This window comes from Jingyaoa shaoxingensis (assembly GCF_014385005.1).
Taxonomy (GTDB): domain Bacteria; phylum Bacillota; class Clostridia; order Lachnospirales; family Lachnospiraceae; genus Marvinbryantia; species Marvinbryantia shaoxingensis.
The window spans coordinates 117,268-137,317 of the sequence record NZ_JACRSZ010000005.1; the positions used below are offsets into that span (position 1 = coordinate 117,268).

General features: G+C 41.5%; 14 protein-coding genes, 7 tRNA genes, 1 rRNA gene and 1 pseudogene. 4 read left to right on the top strand and 19 right to left on the bottom strand.

The features are described from left to right. Window positions 1-2 precede the first annotated feature (2 nt). The 7 genes from H8716_RS06765 to H8716_RS06795 all read right to left on the bottom strand — a co-directional run bounded on the left by H8716_RS06765 (window position 3) and on the right by H8716_RS06795 (window position 10,731). Window positions 3-1,235: an acyltransferase family protein gene (locus tag H8716_RS06765; protein ID WP_249307814.1), complete on the bottom strand. Its 1,233-nt coding sequence runs from the start codon at window positions 1,233-1,235 to the stop codon at window positions 3-5. 7 nt (window positions 1,236-1,242) lie between these two features. Then, window positions 1,243-3,789: a CDP-glycerol glycerophosphotransferase family protein gene (locus H8716_RS06770; RefSeq protein ID WP_249307815.1), complete on the bottom strand. Its 2,547-nt coding sequence runs from the start codon at window positions 3,787-3,789 to the stop codon at window positions 1,243-1,245. Window positions 3,790-3,808: 19 nt separating this feature from the next. Further along, window positions 3,809-6,685, bottom strand: coding sequence for a CDP-glycerol glycerophosphotransferase family protein (locus H8716_RS06775; RefSeq protein WP_249307816.1), 2,877 nt, complete (start codon window positions 6,683-6,685; stop codon window positions 3,809-3,811). Window positions 6,686-6,869: 184 nt separating this feature from the next. Next, window positions 6,870-7,478 carry a dTDP-4-dehydrorhamnose 3,5-epimerase gene (gene rfbC, locus H8716_RS06780; protein WP_249307817.1) on the bottom strand — a complete coding sequence of 203 codons (609 nt, stop codon included), beginning with the start codon at window positions 7,476-7,478 and terminating at the stop codon, window positions 6,870-6,872. 2 nt (window positions 7,479-7,480) lie between these two features. Next, complete coding sequence (rfbB, locus tag H8716_RS06785) at window positions 7,481-8,500, bottom strand: dTDP-glucose 4,6-dehydratase (RefSeq protein WP_117449904.1); 1,020 nt, start codon at window positions 8,498-8,500, stop codon at window positions 7,481-7,483. Window positions 8,501-8,514: 14 nt separating this feature from the next. Continuing rightward, window positions 8,515-9,402 (bottom strand): glucose-1-phosphate thymidylyltransferase RfbA, encoded by an 888-nt coding sequence (gene rfbA, locus H8716_RS06790; RefSeq protein ID WP_249307818.1) that lies wholly within the window; start codon window positions 9,400-9,402, stop codon window positions 8,515-8,517. Window positions 9,403-9,549: 147 nt separating this feature from the next. Next, on the bottom strand, window positions 9,550-10,731 hold the full coding sequence (locus H8716_RS06795) for a MerR family transcriptional regulator (RefSeq protein WP_249307819.1): 1,182 nt from the start codon (window positions 10,729-10,731) through the stop codon (window positions 9,550-9,552). Between the two features lie 328 nt (window positions 10,732-11,059). On the opposite strand from H8716_RS06795, the gene H8716_RS06800 reads away from it, so the two are divergent. Then, window positions 11,060-11,962 (top strand): nucleotidyltransferase family protein, encoded by a 903-nt coding sequence (locus H8716_RS06800; protein ID WP_249307820.1) that lies wholly within the window; start codon window positions 11,060-11,062, stop codon window positions 11,960-11,962. A 77-nt stretch (window positions 11,963-12,039) separates the two neighbouring features. Here the strand turns inward: H8716_RS06800 and glf are convergent, their stop codons facing one another. From glf to H8716_RS06820, 4 genes and pseudogenes are all read right to left on the bottom strand, one after another. Further along, complete coding sequence (glf, locus tag H8716_RS17845; protein ID WP_283243015.1) at window positions 12,040-13,209, bottom strand: UDP-galactopyranose mutase; 1,170 nt, start codon at window positions 13,207-13,209, stop codon at window positions 12,040-12,042. 219 nt (window positions 13,210-13,428) lie between these two features. Next, window positions 13,429-13,947, bottom strand: a pseudogene (locus tag H8716_RS17850) (ABC transporter ATP-binding protein); the annotation flags it as partial. 45 nt (window positions 13,948-13,992) lie between these two features. Beyond that, complete coding sequence (locus H8716_RS06815) at window positions 13,993-14,781, bottom strand: ABC transporter permease (protein ID WP_249307821.1); 789 nt, start codon at window positions 14,779-14,781, stop codon at window positions 13,993-13,995. Between the two features lie 65 nt (window positions 14,782-14,846). Further along, the gene (locus H8716_RS06820; RefSeq protein ID WP_249307822.1) at window positions 14,847-16,445 is read right to left on the bottom strand and encodes an aminotransferase class I/II-fold pyridoxal phosphate-dependent enzyme; all 1,599 of its coding nucleotides are present in this window, start codon (window positions 16,443-16,445) and stop codon (window positions 14,847-14,849) included. A 230-nt stretch (window positions 16,446-16,675) separates the two neighbouring features. Between H8716_RS06820 and H8716_RS06825 the strand changes: the two genes are divergently transcribed. From H8716_RS06825 to H8716_RS06835, 3 genes are read left to right on the top strand one after another with little or no spacing between them, the layout of a single operon-like run. Next, window positions 16,676-17,458: a histidine phosphatase family protein gene (locus tag H8716_RS06825; RefSeq protein WP_249307823.1), complete on the top strand. Its 783-nt coding sequence runs from the start codon at window positions 16,676-16,678 to the stop codon at window positions 17,456-17,458. Between the two features lie 14 nt (window positions 17,459-17,472). Then, a complete protein-coding gene (locus H8716_RS06830) occupies window positions 17,473-18,456 on the top strand; it encodes an FAD:protein FMN transferase (protein ID WP_249307824.1) in 984 nt (327 codons plus the stop codon). A 17-nt stretch (window positions 18,457-18,473) separates the two neighbouring features. Further along, window positions 18,474-18,848, top strand: a complete 375-nt coding sequence (locus tag H8716_RS06835; RefSeq protein ID WP_249307825.1) for a NusG domain II-containing protein — start codon at window positions 18,474-18,476, stop codon at window positions 18,846-18,848. A 368-nt stretch (window positions 18,849-19,216) separates the two neighbouring features. Here H8716_RS06835 and H8716_RS06840 read toward each other — a convergent pair. The 8 genes from H8716_RS06840 to H8716_RS06875 all read right to left on the bottom strand — a co-directional run. Beyond that, window positions 19,217-19,289 (bottom strand) — tRNA-Lys (locus H8716_RS06840). Window positions 19,290-19,302: 13 nt separating this feature from the next. After that, window positions 19,303-19,375, bottom strand: a tRNA-Phe gene (locus tag H8716_RS06845). A 37-nt stretch (window positions 19,376-19,412) separates the two neighbouring features. Then, window positions 19,413-19,486: transfer RNA gene (locus tag H8716_RS06850), tRNA-Met, on the bottom strand. Window positions 19,487-19,507: 21 nt separating this feature from the next. Then, a tRNA-Thr gene (locus H8716_RS06855) sits at window positions 19,508-19,580 on the bottom strand. Window positions 19,581-19,584: 4 nt separating this feature from the next. Next, window positions 19,585-19,666: transfer RNA gene (locus tag H8716_RS06860), tRNA-Tyr, on the bottom strand. 24 nt (window positions 19,667-19,690) lie between these two features. After that, window positions 19,691-19,763, bottom strand: a tRNA-Val gene (locus H8716_RS06865). 25 nt (window positions 19,764-19,788) lie between these two features. Further along, window positions 19,789-19,862, bottom strand: a tRNA-Asp gene (locus H8716_RS06870). A gap of 67 nt (window positions 19,863-19,929) precedes the next feature. Then, a 23S ribosomal RNA gene (locus tag H8716_RS06875) occupies window positions 19,930-20,050 on the bottom strand; the annotation flags it as partial.

The window sequence follows — 20,050 nt, forward strand, 5'->3', positions numbered from 1 at the left end:
TTTTACGAATTTTCTTTCTTCTCCATATAGATAAATGGAATATGTTTCTGTGTAATTACTAAAAACAGTACACTGCAGATTCCTGTTGCCAGAGCCACAAACATCATATGAATAACATCATGTTTCCACAAACCACATCTGCGAATCAGTCCAAACACCGGTATGATAAAACATTCAAATAGCAGAACAAATTTTCCGATATAAACCGCTTCTTTATATTTTTCATTTTTCTTTCCACAGATATATGGGAAAAATGAATTTACCAATATGCACAGCAATGCCATTCCCAAAAACAGAACTACAGAAAACGGAATACTGTATTGATACTTCAGAAAAATATCAGGATAAGCATTTTCAAAAATTCTTAAAATTGGCAAATGTACGCCTACATACAACAACGTATTCTGTCCTATGTACTTCAGAATTTTTATTACAGGCATCTTCATGACAATCAAAATCACCGCAAATGAAAATGACAATGCTGTCATGTAATAAAAAATAACAGAATTTCCAAATTTGTTTGCTGTCATAGAAACTCTTCCATTCAGCTGATGGGTAATAGCACCTGTAACAAGCAAAACAGCAATGCATCCAAAATAACCAACATTCCTGAATGGGACAAATCTGATACTTTCATGACTCTTATAATAATCCATAAAACATTTTCCCACATACATAAATACAATAGCGGTAAATGCTACGTTAAAATGCCAGATATGCGTTACTCCCTGATCCAGATAGCCGATACAGAGACACATTACTATTGCCAGTATCACATACTTTTTATCAATTCCTGCATATTTCTGAATCACTGCATACAAAACATCCGCTAGAAATAATACAAGTAAAAAATACAATGCATTGGACGTCGATGGTACAATCACGCCATTTCCAATAAAGATTCCATATAGTGCATCCCCAACACCTCTTTTTATATTTTTCAGATAATGCCAGGCAAAATACCATAACGGAAACACTGCAAAACACATCCAAAAATACGGAATGATCAATTTCTGAATTTTATTCCATATATATTCTTTTATCGGTGTTCTTCTGATTTTTTCATCATTTAAGGTCAGGCCCGATATGATAAAAAACAATGGCATATGGAAGGAATATATGACTGACTGTGCTTCTTTTGGAAGAGCCACATGTCCCAACACCACCAAATACATGGCAATTCCTCTCAGCTGATCAATCCACACGATTCTCTCTTTTTTATTTACTCCCATCATCTTCCGATTATATTCCTTCCTTTTGCCATTTATAGGCGTCTTCAAAAATACGTTTACAATTTTCATGATCACTGAAAGCGAAGAAATCATCCTGTCGTTCCCTGTAGAACGATTTTAACGCACATCCACTCTCCATATAAGCGCACAGCGTATCTACCAGTTCCTGATGCTGCGTACAGATCTCTCCAAATCCCTGAGTCTCATAGAAAAATCCTCCTTCCACATAATGCGGTGGGAGTTTTGGTGGATGATAATATACAACCGGTTTTCTCATATAGGCAAAATCAAACTGCACACCGGAATAGTCTGTCACCATCAGACTGGATTCACATAAGATCTTCTCATAGTTTACACCAAGGGCAGAGATGATCTCCACGCCATCCTTTTTTTCAAAATCCACAACCTGTTCTCCAATATTCGGATGTACCAGATAAACTACTTTATATCCCGTATTCCTGGCAGTATCTAAAAGCTTCTGATCAGTGATCAGTCCATTGTAGATCTTGTAATAATCCGTCTCTTTAAACATCTCTGAGTATGGTCTGGATTCATTCTTTTCTTTTGCTCCCAGCGAAATATAAGTTCTCCATGTTGGTGTAATCAGAATCTGCTTCTGATCACGGTTCTTCAGACCGTCATACCTTGCCAGGCCTTTCAGCCTGATCACAGATGAATCCAAATAGCCATATTGCGGCTTCCGAAGATTGGCCACCTCATATTTGGACGCACAGTAATACAGTTTATTATTATTGAATGCCTGATTGGCATTAAACGCCAGATCCTGTACCGAAAGCCCATGCTGTATACATACAGCATCCGCAGACAACAGATCCTGTAGATACGGAATCTCCTCATTGCTGATTCCATTAAAGTTATACAGGCCTGCATGGGTGGCAAACACCATTTTCGCATGAAGGAACATCAATCTGTGTTTCCTTGTTCCATGGATCAGCGGCTGATAACCCTCTTCTCGTAATCTCTGCGTATCTTCCGCATCCTTGTTCATGACATATACGGGCACCACATCAGTATCCTTCCTGGTCAGTGCATACTTATAAAAGTATTCCCCGCAGTCACCGCCCTTATAGAGCTTATCAAAGGTGAGCCAGATATTTTTTCTGTGGTAATAAGGGTAACTGAGCCAGTACCATATTCTTTCTTTTATCTTCTCTTTGCCTTTGTCCTGCTGAGATGCAGCCTTCCAGAAAGCCAGTTCCTTTCTCAGATGTCTCCATCTGTCACATTCTTCAATTCGAATTAGTTTTTTCACATTGCCCCTGTTAAAGGTCATAACATACCGGTCAAAACACCAGTAGGAAGCATCCAGAGCTGCCGATATTCTTGAAGTGTATCTTCTGGTAATAATTGGATGTTCAATCTTCTTTTTGTCACCCTTTATTACAAACTGAAGCGTATTCTTTTCCTGAAAATCTTCTTTTTTCAGAATAATCCGGAATGTATATCCCCGGTAATCTGTCTGTCCAAAATAAGCAGTATCATTATACCGGGCTGTTTCCAGATATTCGATCTCTTTTTCATTAAACAGAACACTCCACCGGACATCCGGTCCTTTCATAAAGAACGGACTGGAACAGTCCAGTATCAGTTTATCTTTTTCGTAATTTATTACATCAATGCAGACTCTCGGCAATACACGATTCCACATCTGCCGTCCATTGACCAGAACTCTCAAAGGATACTTCTCTCCTTTTCCCTCCTGCTCCGGATCCACCAGAAAATACTTTTCCTGCAGTTCTTTATACTTTAAATGCAGGAACTTTTCCTGCAGGGCAAAGGCCAGTGCATATCCGGACCATAATCTGGTTCCGGATATCATCAGTTTATCATCAATATCTTTTAAAATATCTGAAGAAATATCCCAGAATCTCTGCAGCTGTTCTCCTTTTAATACCTGTTTATCAGCATGATTTTTATTGGCATCATAACGGATGATCAATTCTCTTAAGAAATGCACCTGTACATACAGTGGCAGTTCACCGGTAAACCGTTCTCTTGTCAGCTGTATATGCTTTTCAAAACAGTCCAGATACCAGTCTGTTTTCCGGTTATCTGAGTTTCTGCTCGCATCGCCCTGAGCCGGATGTCCGATTACCACCTGCGTTCCCCGGACATATCCCGTTATCATGGATTTTTCCGCTACTCTGTAGAACAAATCCGCTGCAACATGATATCCGTGTGACGGATCCGGCCTGTTTTCCTGTACTGCCCTGCTTCTGTAGAGTACAGCTTCATAATCATCCGGCAGGGAAATCAGTTCCTTCTGCTTCTTCAGATGAATGATTTTTCCTGACCGTATGCTTCCCTGACTGCTGTCTTTTGTACTTTCCATATAGCAGCATTCCATCATGACGGTGTCCAGATGTTCTCTTTCTGCATATTCACATGCAAACTGCAGATCTTCATCTGAAAAATTGGATCCTGCACCAATAAAAACAACATACTCTGTTTTCAGACTGTCTATACTTTTTCTAATATTTGTCCATAGATTTTCAGTTAAAGTATCTATTTTCAAAACGGTACACTGTTCTGTCATAACTCTCTCCCGTTTATCCCTATCTGTTTTCTGCTAATTCCTTCTGATATGCAATGGCATCTTCAAAAATTCTCTTACAGTTATCATGGTCCGCGTAGGCAAAGAAATCATCCTGCCGTGCTTTATAGTAATCTTTCAGTTTACATTCATGTTCCATATAATCGCAAATCGTATCAACCAGCTGCTTATGTTCTGTACAGATCTCACCAAATCCCTGAGTATCATAGAAGAATCCGCCTTCTACATAATGTGGTGGTAGTTTTGGTGGATGATAATAAACGACCGGCTTTCTCATATAAGCGAAGTCAAACTGAACTCCTGAATAGTCTGTTACCATCAGACTGGATTCACATAAGATCTTTTCATAATTCACGGTGGTTGCCTGAATCAGTTCTACATTCTCCACTTCACCGTAATCCTCCAGCTGCGCACTGGTAATCGGATGAAGCAAATAGATCAGTTTATAGCCTGTTCTCTTAGCTGTCTCAATCAGTTTCTGATCATGAATCAAATCATTATAGATTCTGAAATAATCCGTCTCTTTGAAGTTTGGATTATATGGTCTGGATTTTCCCATAACAGACGGCATCGCAATATAACTTCTCCAGGTTGGCGTGATCAGGATCTGTCTCTGATCCTTGTTGACAAGACCATCGTAACGTGGAACACCTGTCAATTTCAGATGTTCCGGACGATAATCATATTCCGGAAGACTCAGATTCTGGATCTCATACTTAGATGCGCAATAATAACGTTTATTATTATTGAACTGTCTGTGAGAATCATGAGCCAGGTACTGCACGGTCAGACCATGCTGGATACAGGTCGGACTGTATTCCAGTCTGTCCTGAATACCTTTTAACACATTCTTGGCAATTGCATTGAATCCCGGGATTGGCACATGGGTTGCAAAAATCATCTTTGAATTCAGAAACAGTAATTTCTGTTTCCAGGTGCTTCTGCTGACCGGATGATATCCTTCTTCGATCAGACGCTGCCTGTCAGGAGCATCCTCATTGATGATATAGACCGGATATACATTGGAATCTTTTCGACTGCACATATATTTATAAAAATATTCTCCACAGTCACCGCCTTTATACAGTTTATCGAATGCAATCCAGATATTCTTATTCTTATAATACGGACGTGTCAGCCAGTACAGCAGTCTGAGTTTTAATGCTGCACGGTTCTTTGTCTTTCCGGACCACATATTTTTCAGGACGCGCAGTTCCTGTATGATACGTTTCTTTCTTCCTGCCTTTTCTATGATAATCGCATTGTGCTTAAATTTTCCCACAAAACGTACCATATACTCGCCAAAACACCAGTAAGATCCAGGCACTGTGCTGTTAATTCTTGATACATATCTTCCACTGATAACCGGAAGCATCAGTTCATTACCGTTTTGTTTCAGTTTAAAGGACAATACATTTCTTTCCTGCAACTGTTCATAAGGGATCTCAATGATAAACGTGAAAAGTTTGTATACATTTTCACTGAAGAATCTTACATAAGAATATCGTGGCGTTTCCTGAATAGGGTACTCCTGATCATTGATCAGAGCTTTTACTTCTACTCCTTCCGGGCCTGCAAATTTAGGTGCTGAAAATTCAATACTCAGTGTCTTTTTCTCATAGTTCATTAAATCCACATGTATCGTTGGAATCAGTTCATTCGGGAGCAGACGTCCATTCATCCTGGATTGTACGGAAACTCTTTCTCTCTTCTGGAGACCAAATTCCATATTCAGATCTTCGCCATATTTTATCTGGAACAATGCATATGCCAGTGCATTTCCCGGCGTATATTTTTTTGCTGATCCTGCATATCCCCAAATGATGTCATCATCAATGTATTTCAGTATATTTTTGCAGACTTCCTTGAACTCCTGCAGCTTTTCTCCCTGTAACAGCTTTTTATCTTTGCTGTCCCGGTTATGTTTAAATCTTCTGCACAATTCACCAAAGATGTAATACTGTACATCCCTTGGGATCTCCTGATCCCGTTCCATAACCCACTGCAATGCCGGAAGATAGTTCTTTTCCAGTTCTTCTGTATAGAATTCTTTTGTCTCTTCTTCCGGAATCTCCTTTTTCGGTCTTCCTGCCGTATTCACATAACCAAATTTGGGGTATGCTCCCCTGTACATTGCCAGATTTCTTTTTCTGTTTGCCAGTTCCAGCATAGTTACTGCATATGGAGCATATCCATAGCCACCCTCTTCATTAAAGTGAATACCATCCCATGCAGAACGTCTTATCAGACAGTTTGTAAAAGTCCATTCATTTTTTCTGAACCAGTCTATATAATCCAGAGAATATACCCCTTTTAACGCTTTCGGTTGTACTCCGCGTATCAGTTTTTTACTGTTATACAGATTCATGAGAAGAATATCTGCGCCTTCTCCTACTTCATCCATATATTCTTCTGATGTTGTCAATGTTTCCTGACTGATTCTGTCACCCGCCTGAAGAATCTGGAAATAATCCGTATCCAACCCATCAATGACCTGATTCAGAGCCTGCCATTTTGGAATATCCTGCATATCAATTCTCTGAACCTGCTCAGGATACAGTTCCATCAATTCATTCTCATATTCCAGAATCATATCCTGCATTTCTTCATAGGTATAGAGTTTCTGTTCTCCATCTTCACCTGTCATAACCAGTCTTAACGTGTGTTTATTATCTGGTCGATAATGCAGTAACAGTATTTTCAACTGTTTATCCAGTTCTGTATTTTCTTCACTCAGATTGTCCTGGATCTCCATATCTTCATCGATTTTTTCTTCTTCTTTTTCGTCCTCTTCTGTTGGCCTTTTTTCTAACAGTTTTTCCATTGTAATCTGAATACTGTTAATCTTATAAATTTCCGAAACCAGTACGGTTACCATATGTTTCTTCCCTTTCGCATATCTTTTTTTGAGCCTCGTCCATGTTCCTAATACTTAATTATATCATACGTTCAGAGTAATGTTCAATAACTTTCCACTGCCAAAAGAGGCAGCTAACCGCTGCCTCAAAATTATAATTACTGTATCTGTGAAGGTACTGAACAGATACTACTCATTTACCTTTTCAGAACTTAAATGTATCTTTGATTCCCAGCCATTTCTGATCTTTGTCGCTGAGGTTCAGTGCCGTACCGTCTGCCATCACATATCCTTCCGCAGATGCACTTCCCTGATAACTGCCATTTACCTGTGGCCACTGGATGCCGATTTCCGGATCATTCCATGCCATTCCACCTTCATCACCAGGATGATAGAAGTCGGTACATTTGTAGCAAAATTCTGCGATATCAGATAATACCAGGAATCCATGTGCAAAGCCCTGTGGAATGTAGAACTGCTTCTTATTTTCTTCCGTCAGTTCGATGCCATAGTATTTTCCGTAAGTCTCAGAGTTGCTTCTCAGATCCACGGCCACATCATAGACAGAACCTTTGATTACACGAACCAGCTTGCCCTGTGGAAATGATTTCTGAAAATGCAGTCCACGCAGGACTCCCTTGGTCGAACAGGACTGGTTGTCCTGTACAAACACCATATCAAGACCTGCTTCTTTCATATCATTTTCATTGTAGGTCTCCATAAAATATCCACGGGAGTCTCCATGCACCGTCGGTTCGATCACGCACAGTCCCTGGATGCCACCTACATTTTTTTCTACTTTAATCTGTCCCATTGTTATCTGTCTCCGTACATTTTTTCATAATAATTCTGATATTCACCGGAAATAATAGTCTCCCACCATTCTCTGTTCTCCAGATACCATTTGATGGTCTTCTTGATACCATCTGCAAACTTTGTCTCCGGCAGCCAGCCCAGTTCATTATGAATCTTGGTTGGATCAATGGCATAGCGCATATCATGGCCCTTACGGTCTGTTACATGAGTGATCAGGCTTTCCGGTTTGCCCAGTTCCTTACAGATCAGTTTGACAATATCGATGTTCTTCATCTCGTTGTGTCCGCCGATATTGTAGACTTCTCCTACACGACCTTTGTGGATAATCAGATCGATGGCCTTGCAGTGGTCTTCTACATACAGCCAGTCACGGACATTCAAACCTTCGCCGTAAACAGGAAGAGGCTTGTCATTTAACGCATTGGCAATCATCAGTGGAATCAGTTTTTCCGGAAAATGATATGGACCATAGTTGTTGGAGCAGCGGCTGATAGTTACAGGCAATCCATAAGTTCTGTGATATGCCAGTACCAGAAGGTCAGCACCAGCCTTGGAAGAGCTGTAGGGACTGCTGGTGTGGATCGGAGTCTCTTCAGTAAAAAACAGATCTGGGCGATCCAGAGGCAGATCTCCATACACTTCGTCGGTAGATACCTGGTGATAACGGGTGATGCCATATTTTCTGCAGGCATCCATCAGCACTGCAGTACCCTTGATGTTGGTGTCCAGGAAAACTTCCGGATTCTCGATAGAACGGTCTACATGGCTCTCTGCTGCGAAGTTTACCACGATATCCGGATGTTCTTCTTCGAATAATTTATAAACAGCCTCTCTGTCTGTGATGCTTTCCTTTACAAAGCGGAAGTTAGGATTGTCCATAACCGGTGCCAGTGTAGATAAGTTTCCTGCATAAGTCAGGCAGTCCAAACACACGATACGGTAATCCGGGTATTTCTTTAACATATGAAAAATAAAGTTGCTTCCGATAAATCCGGCTCCGCCGGTAACGATAATATTCATGATATTGATTCCTCCTAGTCTCTATACTTTCCATCCAGTACGTCCTTCAGATACTGGCCATACTGGTTTTTCTTTACGATCTCGTAAGTCTTCAGTACCTCTTCCTTGCTGATCCAGCCACTGAGATAAGCGATCTCTTCCAGGCAGGCAATCTTACGATGCTGGTGAGTCTCAACCGTCTTCACAAAGTTCGTTGCGTCCACCAGACTCTCATGTGTACCGGTATCCAGCCAGGTAAATCCCTGTCCCAGAAGTTCTACATTCAGATCCCCGTTTTCCAGATAGATACGGTTCAGATCGGTAATCTCCAGTTCTCCTCTGGCACTTGGCTTCAGATTTTTTGCATATTCTACTACACGATTATCGTAAAAATACAATCCGGTTACACAATAATTGCTCTTTGGCTGTGCCGGCTTCTCCTCGATGGAAACAGCCTTACCGTTATGGTCAAATTCTACGATGCCAAAACGTTCCGGATCATCCACATAATAACCGAATACAGTTGCACCTTTGCCATTCTCTGCATTCTCTACCGCAGTGGTCAGTCTATTTTTCAGACCATGACCTGCAAAAATATTATCCCCCAGCACCATGGCTACTGTATCATTACCAATGAAATCTGCGCCAATAATAAAGGCCTGTGCCAGTCCGTCCGGGCTTGGCTGTACAGCATAAGACAAATTCACCCCAAACTGATTTCCATCTCCCAGCAGTTCCTGAAAACGTGGTGTATCCTGCGGGGTAGAAATAATCAGAATATCACGGATTCCTGCATTCATCAGCACTGACATCGGATAATAAATCATAGGCTTGTCATAAATCGGCAGTAACTGTTTGGAAGTTACCATGGTCAGCGGATATAAACGGGTTCCGGATCCTCCTGCTAAAATAATTCCCTTCATAGCTTTTGTACTCCTATCCTGGTCTCTGAAATCAGACCAAAAACAAATCTTTAGTTATCATAGTTACATTATAAAAGGTGCCCTTAGGGCACCTTCAAGTACTTTCTTTTATTTTTCTCAACTTTATAACGGCCAGGTAAGATTACCTCACCTTTTCTTTGCCACGAACACTCCCGCATCCTTGGTAATATAGAATCCCTTTTCCGTTTTCTTATTCACGAATGCACAAAAATCCCGATAACGGTCTACAATATAACGGTTCTGATTGCCATGACAGGAAAGCACATAAGCAATCAGTGCATCTGCATCTGTCACATTGAGATGATCTTCATAAGGCAGCCAGATCACATTATGAAATTCCTGCTGCAGAAGTTCTGCTCCGTTTTCTTTTCCAAACCGCTCATACAGACGTTCCGCTGACAACACAATACGGTCATCAAATTCCTGTACCAGTTCACTGATCTCCTTCATATGCCTGCCACTGTAAGTACTGCACACAAAGATTCCGTCCGGTTTTAACACTCTCCTGGCTTCCCGAAATACCTGCTGCACATTCTCACAGTAAAACAATACATGATTGGCCAGCAACAGATCCACGGAAGAATCTGGCATATGGATCTGATGAGCATCCATCACATCGAAATGAAATCTTTTATCATTTCCAATGGATCTTTTTGCATCACGAATCATGCCATCCGACAGATCTGACAAAATGATCTTTATGTTATCCGGTATCCGTTTTCTGTTCTCCAGCCACAGGGATGCATCCCCACATCCAAGTTCCAGAACCGTATCTTCCTGACGAATCCTGCACTGCGTGAACAGCCACGGAAACCAACCTTCCGGATTTGCTGCATATTCCTTATGCAAATTGATTCTGGCTGATATATTAGATGAATTCAGATACTGATTCTTCAGCTTCTGCTCCATCTCATTAACATTCACCACCTGCAGCATCTGACTCCAGTCTACTTGTACGCCATTTCCCACCGCCTGAGCCGCTTCCTTCAGAGCCTGCTTCATTAGCTGCATCTGTTCCAGACGTTCCTCAATCAACCCCATCTGCATCTGCAGTGACTCTGACAGAAATGACTGATCCCCATTTCGCATGGTCATCTCCCGGATATCGTCCAGAGAAAATCCAAGATATTTCAGAAACAGTATCTGCTGCAGTCTGGCAAAATCCTCATCCGTGTAGAACCGTGCTCCGTTTTCATTCACAAAAGACGGCTTTAAAATATTATGTTCATCATAATATCGAATTGTCTTTTTCGTGATATGCGCCTTATTGGCAAATTCACCTGATGAATAATAACCCGCTAATTTCATACTTTCCACTCTTGTTACTGTTCACTCCGTGATCAGCAACACGCTTCGCGATGCACAGAAATCATGCATTTGCATGATTTCGCGCGGTATGTCTCGGGTTTTCTGTGACCTTCGCTCACAAAAAACACCTCGCGGAACACTGGCTGTGAACAGTAACCCACTCTTACATTTTCCATTATGATACCACAATCCTTTTGTCAAAATCTACTCACTCATGTTATAATTAAAAATATGAACTCATGTTATCTGTTCAGTAAATTACATTCTCTGATATTTGACAAAACGCCCCTGAGCAATGACATAAAATAATAAATATGAGGAGGCATATATGCAAAATACAACTCTCGTTATTATGGCCGCCGGTATTGGCAGCCGTTTTGGCGGTGGAATCAAGCAGTTAGAGCCTGTAGGTCCCAATGGCGAAATTATCATGGACTATTCCATTGCAGATGCTCTGGATGCAGGCTTTAATAAAATTGTAATCATTATCCGTAAGGATCTTGAAAGGGATTTTCAGGAAATGATCGGGCATCGTATTGAGAAGAAGGCCGATATCCGTTACGTATTTCAGGAAATGGACGACCTTCCGGACGGATTTAAACTTCCGGCTGGAAGAAAAAAGCCGTGGGGAACCGGTCAGGCTATCCTCGCCTGCCGTGGCACAGTAAATGAACCATTTGCTGTAGTGAATGCGGACGACTACTATGGCAAAGAAGCATTTTTCAAGATCCATGACTATCTGGTTACACCCCGTAATGCAGTGAATCATTTTCATTTCTGCATGGCAGGATTTGTTCTTAAAAATACATTGAGCGACAATGGCGGAGTTACCAGAGGAATCTGCCAGGTAGATGCTCAGAATCATGTGACACAGATTGTAGAGACCAAAAATATAGTTAAAACCCCAGATGGTGCTGCCGCTCTTCAGAATGATGGCAAGCAGATTTCCATTCCTCTGGACACCCATGTATCCATGAACATGTGGGGGCTGACACCTGACTTTATTGACTATATTCAGGACGGTTTCCGGGAATTTTTAGCAAGCATTCCAGAAGATGATCTTTCTTCCGAATACCTGCTGCCAACCATCATCGATGATCTGATTCAGAAGGATCAGGCACTGGTTACTTTACTTCCGACTCAGGATAAATGGTTCGGCGTCACTTACAAAGAAGACAAAGAGGCTGTCATTCAATCAATCAAAGATCTTATTTCACAAGGTCTGTATTAATGATTATTACATAATACAAGATCCTTATGGTCACTTCCATAAGGATCTTCTACTGTTTTATACTTTATGTCTGTCTGCTATTTTTTCAATTCTTTTTTTGCTTCAGCAAGTGCTGCGGCAATCACCTTATCCATATCATAATACTTATACTGTCCCAGTCTTCCGCCAAAGATAACATTTTTTTCTTTTCCGGCCAGTTCCTGATAAGCCTCATATAGTTTGCTGTTCTTCTCATCATTCACCGGATAATATGGTTCCATTCCCGGCTTCCATTCCGTGGAATACTCTTTTGAAATAATGGTATACTCTTTTGGCTGCGCAGCTTCCTTCTCCGGCTCAAAATACTTATGCTCAATAATTCTGGTATATGGTACTTCACGGTCTGTATAATTGACAACTGCATTGCCCTGATAGCTTTCTTCTTCCACACGCTCTGTCTCAAAACGTACGGTACGGTACTCCAAATGCCCCAGCTTATAATCAAAATATTCATCTATCATACCTGTAAATACGACTTTTTTGAAATTCTTATATTTTTTCTTATATTTGAAAAAGTCGGTATTCGTTTTTACATCAATACCATCCAGTAAGTTCTCAATAATCTGTGTGTATCCTCCAACAGGAATTCCCTGATACTTATCATTAAAATAATTATTGTTATACGTAAACCGAAGTGGCAGACGTTTGATAATAAACGCCGGAAGATCCTTGCAGTCTCTTCCCCATTGTTTTTCCGTATAACCCTTGATCAGCTTTTCATACACATCCGTTCCAACCAGAGACAGTGCCTGTTCTTCCAGATTCTGCGGTTCTGTAATATTCAGGTCCGCTATCTGCTCTGCTATCTTTGCCTTTGCTTCTGCCGGAGTCCGGACTCCCCACAGTTTACTGAATGTATTCATATTGAACGGAAGGTTATATAACTCATCCTTATAAACGGCAATCGGTGAATTAATAAAATTATTAAACGGTGCATAATTTTTTACATAATTCCATACTGCTACATCACTGGTATGGAAAATATGTGCTCCATATTTGTGTACATGGATTCCGTCTGTTTCTTCTGTATAGATATTTCCACCCACATGTGGCCTTTTTTCCAGTACCAGGCATCTTTTTCCTGCATTCTCCATCTCTCTGGCAAAAACTGCTCCATACAGACCAGAACCTACTACCAGATAATCATATACTTTTCCTTTTTTCTTAAAGTTCTTTTCTCTCTTCTTTTGTCTTCTCTCAAGATCCAGTCGATCCTGTTCCTCCTGATAAGCGTCGCATACTTCTGCTACTTCACCGCTCATCTTCATCTTACCTTTATCCAGCCAGATAGCATGGTCACAGACTTCACGGACCGTCTTGATATTATGAGATACGAACAGCAGTGTAGTGCCGCCTTCCAATAGTTCTGACATACGCTCACGGCATTTCTTACGGAAGTTCATATCACCAACTTCCAGAGCTTCATCTACAATCAGTACATCCGGACAATCTACGGTTGCTACCGCAAACCCTAGTCTTGCCTTCATACCAGAAGAATAGTTCTTAATCGGGGAGTCCAGGAACTTTTTAATATTGGCAAATTCTACAATCTCATCAAAATGTTCATCCATAAACTCCTTGGAATGTCCAAGAAGTGTACCGTTCATATAAATATTCTCTCTCGCCGTCAGTTCTCCGTCAAATCCGGCTCCCAGCTCGATCATCGGAGCAATATTGCCTCGAACCTTAATCGTTCCCTTATATGGCTTCAAAATACCTGCAATTGCCTTCAGAAACGTAGATTTTCCGGAACCATTCACACCGATGAGTCCCCAGGCTTCGCCTTTTTTTACTTTTAAAGAAACATCATCCAGAGCCAGAAATTCCTGAAACATCAGCTCTTTTTTTACTAATTTAATGGCATATTCTTTTAAATTATTAATTTTTTCATTCGACAGGTTAAAACGGATAGTAACATGATCCGCGTCTACAACATATTTACTCATGATTTTCTCCTGATTTATCTAAGTGATTCAAGCACATGATACCAGTTAAATATAAAGAATGAATTTGTCTTTCTTTCTCTGGAATACTGTAACTCCAATTACCAGCATAATAAATGCAATGATCCATCCTCCGTAGAAAACTCTCGCCTGAGGAAGACATCCGGTATATACAAGATCACGGAACTGTTGTACATAATAATACATTGGATTAAATTCTCTTATAAGGAACTGCATATTTTCCGGAAGTCTTTCCAACGGATAAATGATTGGGGTCAGATACAGCCATGCTGTAGTAATCGCATTATAAATGTACACAATATCACGGAAAAATACATTCAATGTTGCCAGTAAGAATCCCAGTCCACAACAGAAAATATACATCTGAAGTACTACTACCGGAAACAGTAAGAATGTCCAGTAGAACTTCGCTCCGGTAACAAGCATTACAATCACCAGTGCTCCCATAGACAATACCATATCTACCATACAGCTGGTCACTTTTGCCAGTGTAAAAATATACTTTGGAACATTTGTCTTTTTTAACAGTGCCGCATTTCCTGTTACAGATTTCATCGCATTATTGGTACTGAGTTTTAAGAAATCATATAAAACTCGACCACTCAGTAAATAAACCGGATAGTTATCAATATTTTTATTGAACATAGTAGAAAAAACTACTGTTAATACCATCATAATCAGCAGTGGGTTTAATACACTCCATATATAACCCAGAAAACTTCGTCTGTATTTCAGCTTCAGATCTCTGCTTACCAGTTCTTTTATCAGATCCTTGTACTGATACAGCACTTTCACTCTATACCGAAAAGCACTCATTGTTTTTTCGATCTTCCTCTCTTTTTGTAATTTTCCGGGCGCAGCCCCAGAATCAGCTTAGTATATCACACTTTTCTGCAAACATCTACTTTTTTTCCTGTATAATCCCGCAGTCCCTGTATTTCCAGCCCTTTTCTCTGCATATCCTGTATACGGGCAATCAATTTTTCCGTGATCTGCTCCCCCGGTACTACCAGAGGAATCCCTGGAGGATACAGGTAGATATATTCTCCGCTCACCTGGCCTGCACTGTCTCCCAGATCCACTGTCCACATATTGCTTTCTGCTGCTTTTGCAATTGTCATCACCTGCTTCGTATCCCGGTCAAATCTGTTCTCCGTCGGCACAGTCTGTTGCGCCTGCCCGTCATAGTAAGTCTCTGTTGGTGCCTTTCGCTGTCTTTCCACATAAGTTGTGGAAATCATCTTATCAATGTGGATAAGTGCATTTTTCAGTCTCAGGAATCCTTTCTCTGTATCTGCCAGACTGGTCAGGGCTATCACATACCCTGCTGCCGCCATCTCCACTTCCAGATGATATTCTCTTCTCAATATTTCCGCCAGCTCCTGTCCACTCAGACTGTCTGCTGCAATCACCAGCTTTCCTGGATCTACGACAACTCTTTTATTTTTATCATCTGTTCCTGAATCCCTCTCACTGCTATACTGTACTCTTCCCCGATCCGGCAGCAAATGAATATGTGCCAGATGTGCTGTCTCCTCTCGGAAGCGCTGAATTCTTCTGGTATATAGATCAAATAGTTCCGCTCCCTGTTCCTTTATCAGTCGGATACACTGATCTATGCCTGCCATAAACACATAGGAAGGACTGCTGGTTTCAAAAATATCCAGATATTTTCTCACTCTCTCACTGTTGATCCGACTCTTCTTTCCTCTGTGTAAAAGTGCAGTCTGGGTTAGCGATGGCAGTGTCTTATGAAGACTGTGAATCACCAAATCCGCTCCATGTTTCAGCGAATTTTCCGGAAAATATGAATGAAAACCAAAATGTGCTCCATGGGCTTCATCCACAATCAACGGAATCTTATAATTATGAGCAATCTCTGCAATTCTTTTCACGTCCGATACCACACCGTCATAAGTGGGAGATGTAATTACCACGACTTCAATACCCGGATTCCTTTTTAATGCCTTCACCACATCTTCCGGGGCAATCGGTCCGTTGATTTGTGCCGTTCCCTGCCAGATGGTATCTCCATCTGAAAATAACTGCGGATAAAGATAGACAGTTTCCAGTTCTCGCAATTCTGCCGCATGATAGACTGCTTTATGGCAGTTTCTTGCCATCAGAATCTTGCCCTTTTGAGCAGTACATGCAAATACCGACGCCAGTATACCACAGGTACTTCCATTAATCAGGTAGAAACTCTCCTCTGCACCATACAAATCTGCTGCCCGCTTCTGTCCCTCCAGCAGAATCTCTTCCGCATGATGAAGATTATCAAATCCGTCAATCTCTGTAATATCAATCTGATAAGGCATTCCATCTCCATACACGCCGCCCAGAAGTTCTTTTATCAGAGTCTTATTTCTCTTATGCCCGGGCATATGAAAGGGATAGGCATCCGAACTGCAATATTCTTTCAGTTTCTCATAAAGGAAATTTTGTTCCTTCTGTTCTGTTTCTTTGATTTTGTTACTCAATCTTTTTTCCTCGCTTCTAGTATTTTCCTGCGAAAAGTTGATGTTAGTATACCACAATCCCAGGGCTCCATGATATAATATTTGAGATCATGGCAATCGTCTGAAGTCTTCTATATATTTCATATATAGGTCTCAGACTGCGCCGATAATTTTTAATCTGTATCTGTTCAGTACCTTCACGGACAGTGGCTTCTGAACAGTTACTTTAATCTTTATTTAGGAGTACAATTATGAATTTAGTTATTATCAGACATGGTGATCCTGATTATGAACACGATACCTTAACCGAACACGGCTGGACAGAGGCTGAAGTTCTTGCCCACCGTATGGAAAAAATGAACGTAAAAGATTTTTACGTATCTCCTCTTGGACGCGCCCAGGACACCGCATCCTGCACATTAAAACAAATGAACCGTACAGCCACTACTTTTAACTGGCTTCAGGAATTCCCTGCACGGGTTTTTCTGGATGAAGCTGCAACAAAAGAATCACTTCTGGCAGCTTATCCCGACCGCCAGATCCGTGATGGCAGGCTGACTGCCAATGTATGCTGGGATGTTCTGCCATCCTATCTCTTCCGTCACCCTGAATACTTTCATCCAACCCAATGGCGTGACAGCGAAATTACACATTCCGGCAACCTCCTGTCTGTCTATGACAATGTGGTAACCGAATTTGACCGTCTGCTGGCTTCTTATGGCTATGTACGTGACGGTGAACTTTACCTGGTAGAACAGCCCAATCGGGATAACATCGTCTTTTTCTGTCATTTTGGTCTGGAATGCGTGCTGCTATCCCACCTGATGAACGTATCTCCATTTATCCTGTGGCATACCACAGCCTTTGCACCGACTTCTGTATCAACAATTCATACTGAAGAACGTGAACAGGGTACTGCCATCTTCCGTGCGGCTCACTTAGGTGATATCTCTCATCTGACCGCTGCAGGTATGGAACCTTCATTTTCTGCTCGTTTCTGTGAAACCTACGACACCACTGACCAGCGTCATTGAATCCAGAGGTGTCTATGAAAAAATTGAAAACGATTGTACTCTCCTGCAGCCTTCTGCTTCTTAGCAGCGGCTGTGGAATGAAAACCGATCAGCAGGCAGCCGGTACTTTGTACGAAAAAAACTTCGTGTATTTTGATACGGTCATTAGCCTTCAGTTTTATGCGGATGAAAATGGCAGTGATCTGATGAATCATTGCGTGGATATGTGCGGAGAATACGAACAGACCTTCAGCCGTACACTGGAATCCAGTGAACTATACGCCATCAATCACAGAACGTCAAATACCGTAACCGTATCTGACGATATGGCAGAACTGATCTCTGTCGGACTAAAATATTACCATATCTCAGATGGCAAATTTGATATCACTGTAGCACCCCTGTCTGACCTGTGGGATTTTAAGAGTGAAGACGCCACTGTTCCGGCTCAGGAAGATATTGAAGCTGCTCTGGAGAAAGTCGGCGCGGATCAGATCTCATTATCCGGTAATACCCTTACCTTTTCTTCTGATGATGTGATGATTGATCTCGGCGCACTGGTCAAGGGCTTTGCTGCTGATCATATCAAGTCCTACCTGACAGAACATGACGTCACCTCCGGTCTTCTGAATCTGGGCGGTAATGTTCTTGCCATTGGAAACCGTCCAGACGGGGCACAGTGGAGTATCGGTATTCAGAAGCCTTTTGATGACAAGGAGCCTGTGGCAGATGTAGTGAAAGTCACCGATAAAACTGTGGTGTCGTCCGGTATCTATGAACGTTATTTTAAACAGGACGGTGTGATCTATCATCATATTCTGGATCCCGATACCGGATACCCTATTCAGAATGATCTCTGGGGTGTATCCATTATCTGTGATTCTTCTTTAACCGGAGATGCACTGAGCACCACCTGTATGACACTGGGCTATGAAAAAGCAGCCAAACTGATCAATTCACTGTCTGATACTGAAGCAGAATTTATTCTTACCGGCTGTGAGTTGAAGAAAACATTTTAAGGAATGAAGATCAATTTATGAAAAGAAAAAGAAATACCATTTTTTTTCTCATCATTCTGTTCCTGATTATCTGTATTGGATTCCTGATTCAGAAATATTATTTTGGAAAATCCGGTACCAGCGCAATCATAGAACAGGATGGAGAAACGGTTGCTGAACTGGATCTGAACAAAGATACAGAATTGTTTCTCAATGATGAAAATGGCGGCAGCAACACTATTACGGTTCACAACGGACAGATCTCAGTCACGGAAGCCAATTGTCCTGATCTGGTCTGTGTTCGGACCGGTGCTATTTCCGAGACCGGTGAAGTCATTGCCTGCCTGCCTCACAAATTAATCATTACTATCTCATCCGACCAGACAAATTCTTTGGACGGACTCACCTGGTAAACATCTGACGAGTTTTCCTGATTAAATTAAAAAATACCATGCGAAAGGGCTGTGCAATCTGCACAGCCCTTTCAGGAAAGAGAAAAATTATATTTTGAGGGAGTACTCCGCAGCGTGTGGTCGCTGCGAAGTGTGAGTTATGAAATATATTAGCTCTTTGCTAATATGCTGCTAGTATATACAACAAATGTGTTCAAACTATGTTTTCATCCTAAAGAAATCATAAAATTTCTTACGAAAGTCTGAACTAAAAACAAAATTGTTATAGATTCTCTCACAGTATATTACGATGTATTTGAATTATCAGAACATCTTTCTATATTTTCCGGCACAAAAAAACCAGGATACTCATCCTGGATTCATAAAAGTGAAGCATCGGGGATTCGAACCCCGGACAACTTGATTAAAAGTCAAGTGCTCTACCGACTGAGCTAATGCTCCATATTCAGTTAAGTGCCCAGAACCGGAATCGAACCAGTGACACGAGGATTTTCAGTCCTCTGCTCTACCAACTGAGCTATCTGGGCATATTCACCGATGAAACTGATCATCAGGCAAAAAAAATTGCGGGGATAGGATTTGAACCTATGACCTTCGGGTTATGAGCCCGACGAGCTTCCAGACTGCTCCACCCCGCGATATACTATATAAAACAAAAAAGCCGATGATCGGACTCGAACCGATAACCTGCTGATTACAAATCAGCTGCTCTGCCAATTGAGCCACATCGGCTTAATGGATGGAGGTGGATTCGAACCACCGAAGCAATTTGCAGCAGATTTACAGTCTGTCCCCTTTGGCCACTCGGGAATCCATCCATTATACAACATTTCTGTTGTAAATGGGACCTACAGGGCTCGAACCTGTGACCCTCTGCTTGTAAGGCAGATGCTCTCCCAGCTGAGCTAAGATCCCATTCGCATATTTAATTTTATGCTAACGACCCAGATCGGACTCGAACCGACGACCTTCGCCGTGACAGGGCGACGCTCTAACCAACTGAGCCACTGGGCCATCTGAAGGTTGTACCTTCAAAACCGCATACGGTAAATACTTTTCATCCGTGTTTCCCAAACCATTCCTGGTCAAGCCTTCGACCTATTAGTGACAGTCAGCTCCATACATTACTGCACTTCCACCTCTGCCCTATCTACCTCGTCGTCTTCAAGGGGTCTTATTGCTTTCGCATGAGATATCTCATC

Bases quoted from the DNA above. Each gene is read 5' to 3' on its own strand.
- H8716_RS06765 (WP_249307814.1), bottom strand. From the start codon at position 1,235: ATGATGGGAGTAAATAAAAAAGAGAGAATCGTGTGGATTGATCAGCTG.
- H8716_RS06770 (WP_249307815.1), bottom strand. From the start codon at position 3,789: ATGACAGAACAGTGTACCGTTTTGAAAATAGATACTTTAACTGAAAAT.
- H8716_RS06775 (WP_249307816.1), bottom strand. From the start codon at position 6,685: ATGGTAACCGTACTGGTTTCGGAAATTTATAAGATTAACAGTATTCAG.
- rfbC (WP_249307817.1), bottom strand. From the start codon at position 7,478: ATGGGACAGATTAAAGTAGAAAAAAATGTAGGTGGCATCCAGGGACTG.
- rfbB (WP_117449904.1), bottom strand. From the start codon at position 8,500: ATGAATATTATCGTTACCGGCGGAGCCGGATTTATCGGAAGCAACTTT.
- rfbA (WP_249307818.1), bottom strand. From the start codon at position 9,402: ATGAAGGGAATTATTTTAGCAGGAGGATCCGGAACCCGTTTATATCCG.
- H8716_RS06795 (WP_249307819.1), bottom strand. From the start codon at position 10,731: ATGAAATTAGCGGGTTATTATTCATCAGGTGAATTTGCCAATAAGGCG.
- H8716_RS06800 (WP_249307820.1), top strand. From the start codon at position 11,060: ATGCAAAATACAACTCTCGTTATTATGGCCGCCGGTATTGGCAGCCGT.
- H8716_RS06815 (WP_249307821.1), bottom strand. From the start codon at position 14,781: ATGAGTGCTTTTCGGTATAGAGTGAAAGTGCTGTATCAGTACAAGGAT.
- H8716_RS06825 (WP_249307823.1), top strand. From the start codon at position 16,676: ATGAATTTAGTTATTATCAGACATGGTGATCCTGATTATGAACACGAT.
- H8716_RS06830 (WP_249307824.1), top strand. From the start codon at position 17,473: ATGAAAAAATTGAAAACGATTGTACTCTCCTGCAGCCTTCTGCTTCTT.
- H8716_RS06835 (WP_249307825.1), top strand. From the start codon at position 18,474: ATGAAAAGAAAAAGAAATACCATTTTTTTTCTCATCATTCTGTTCCTG.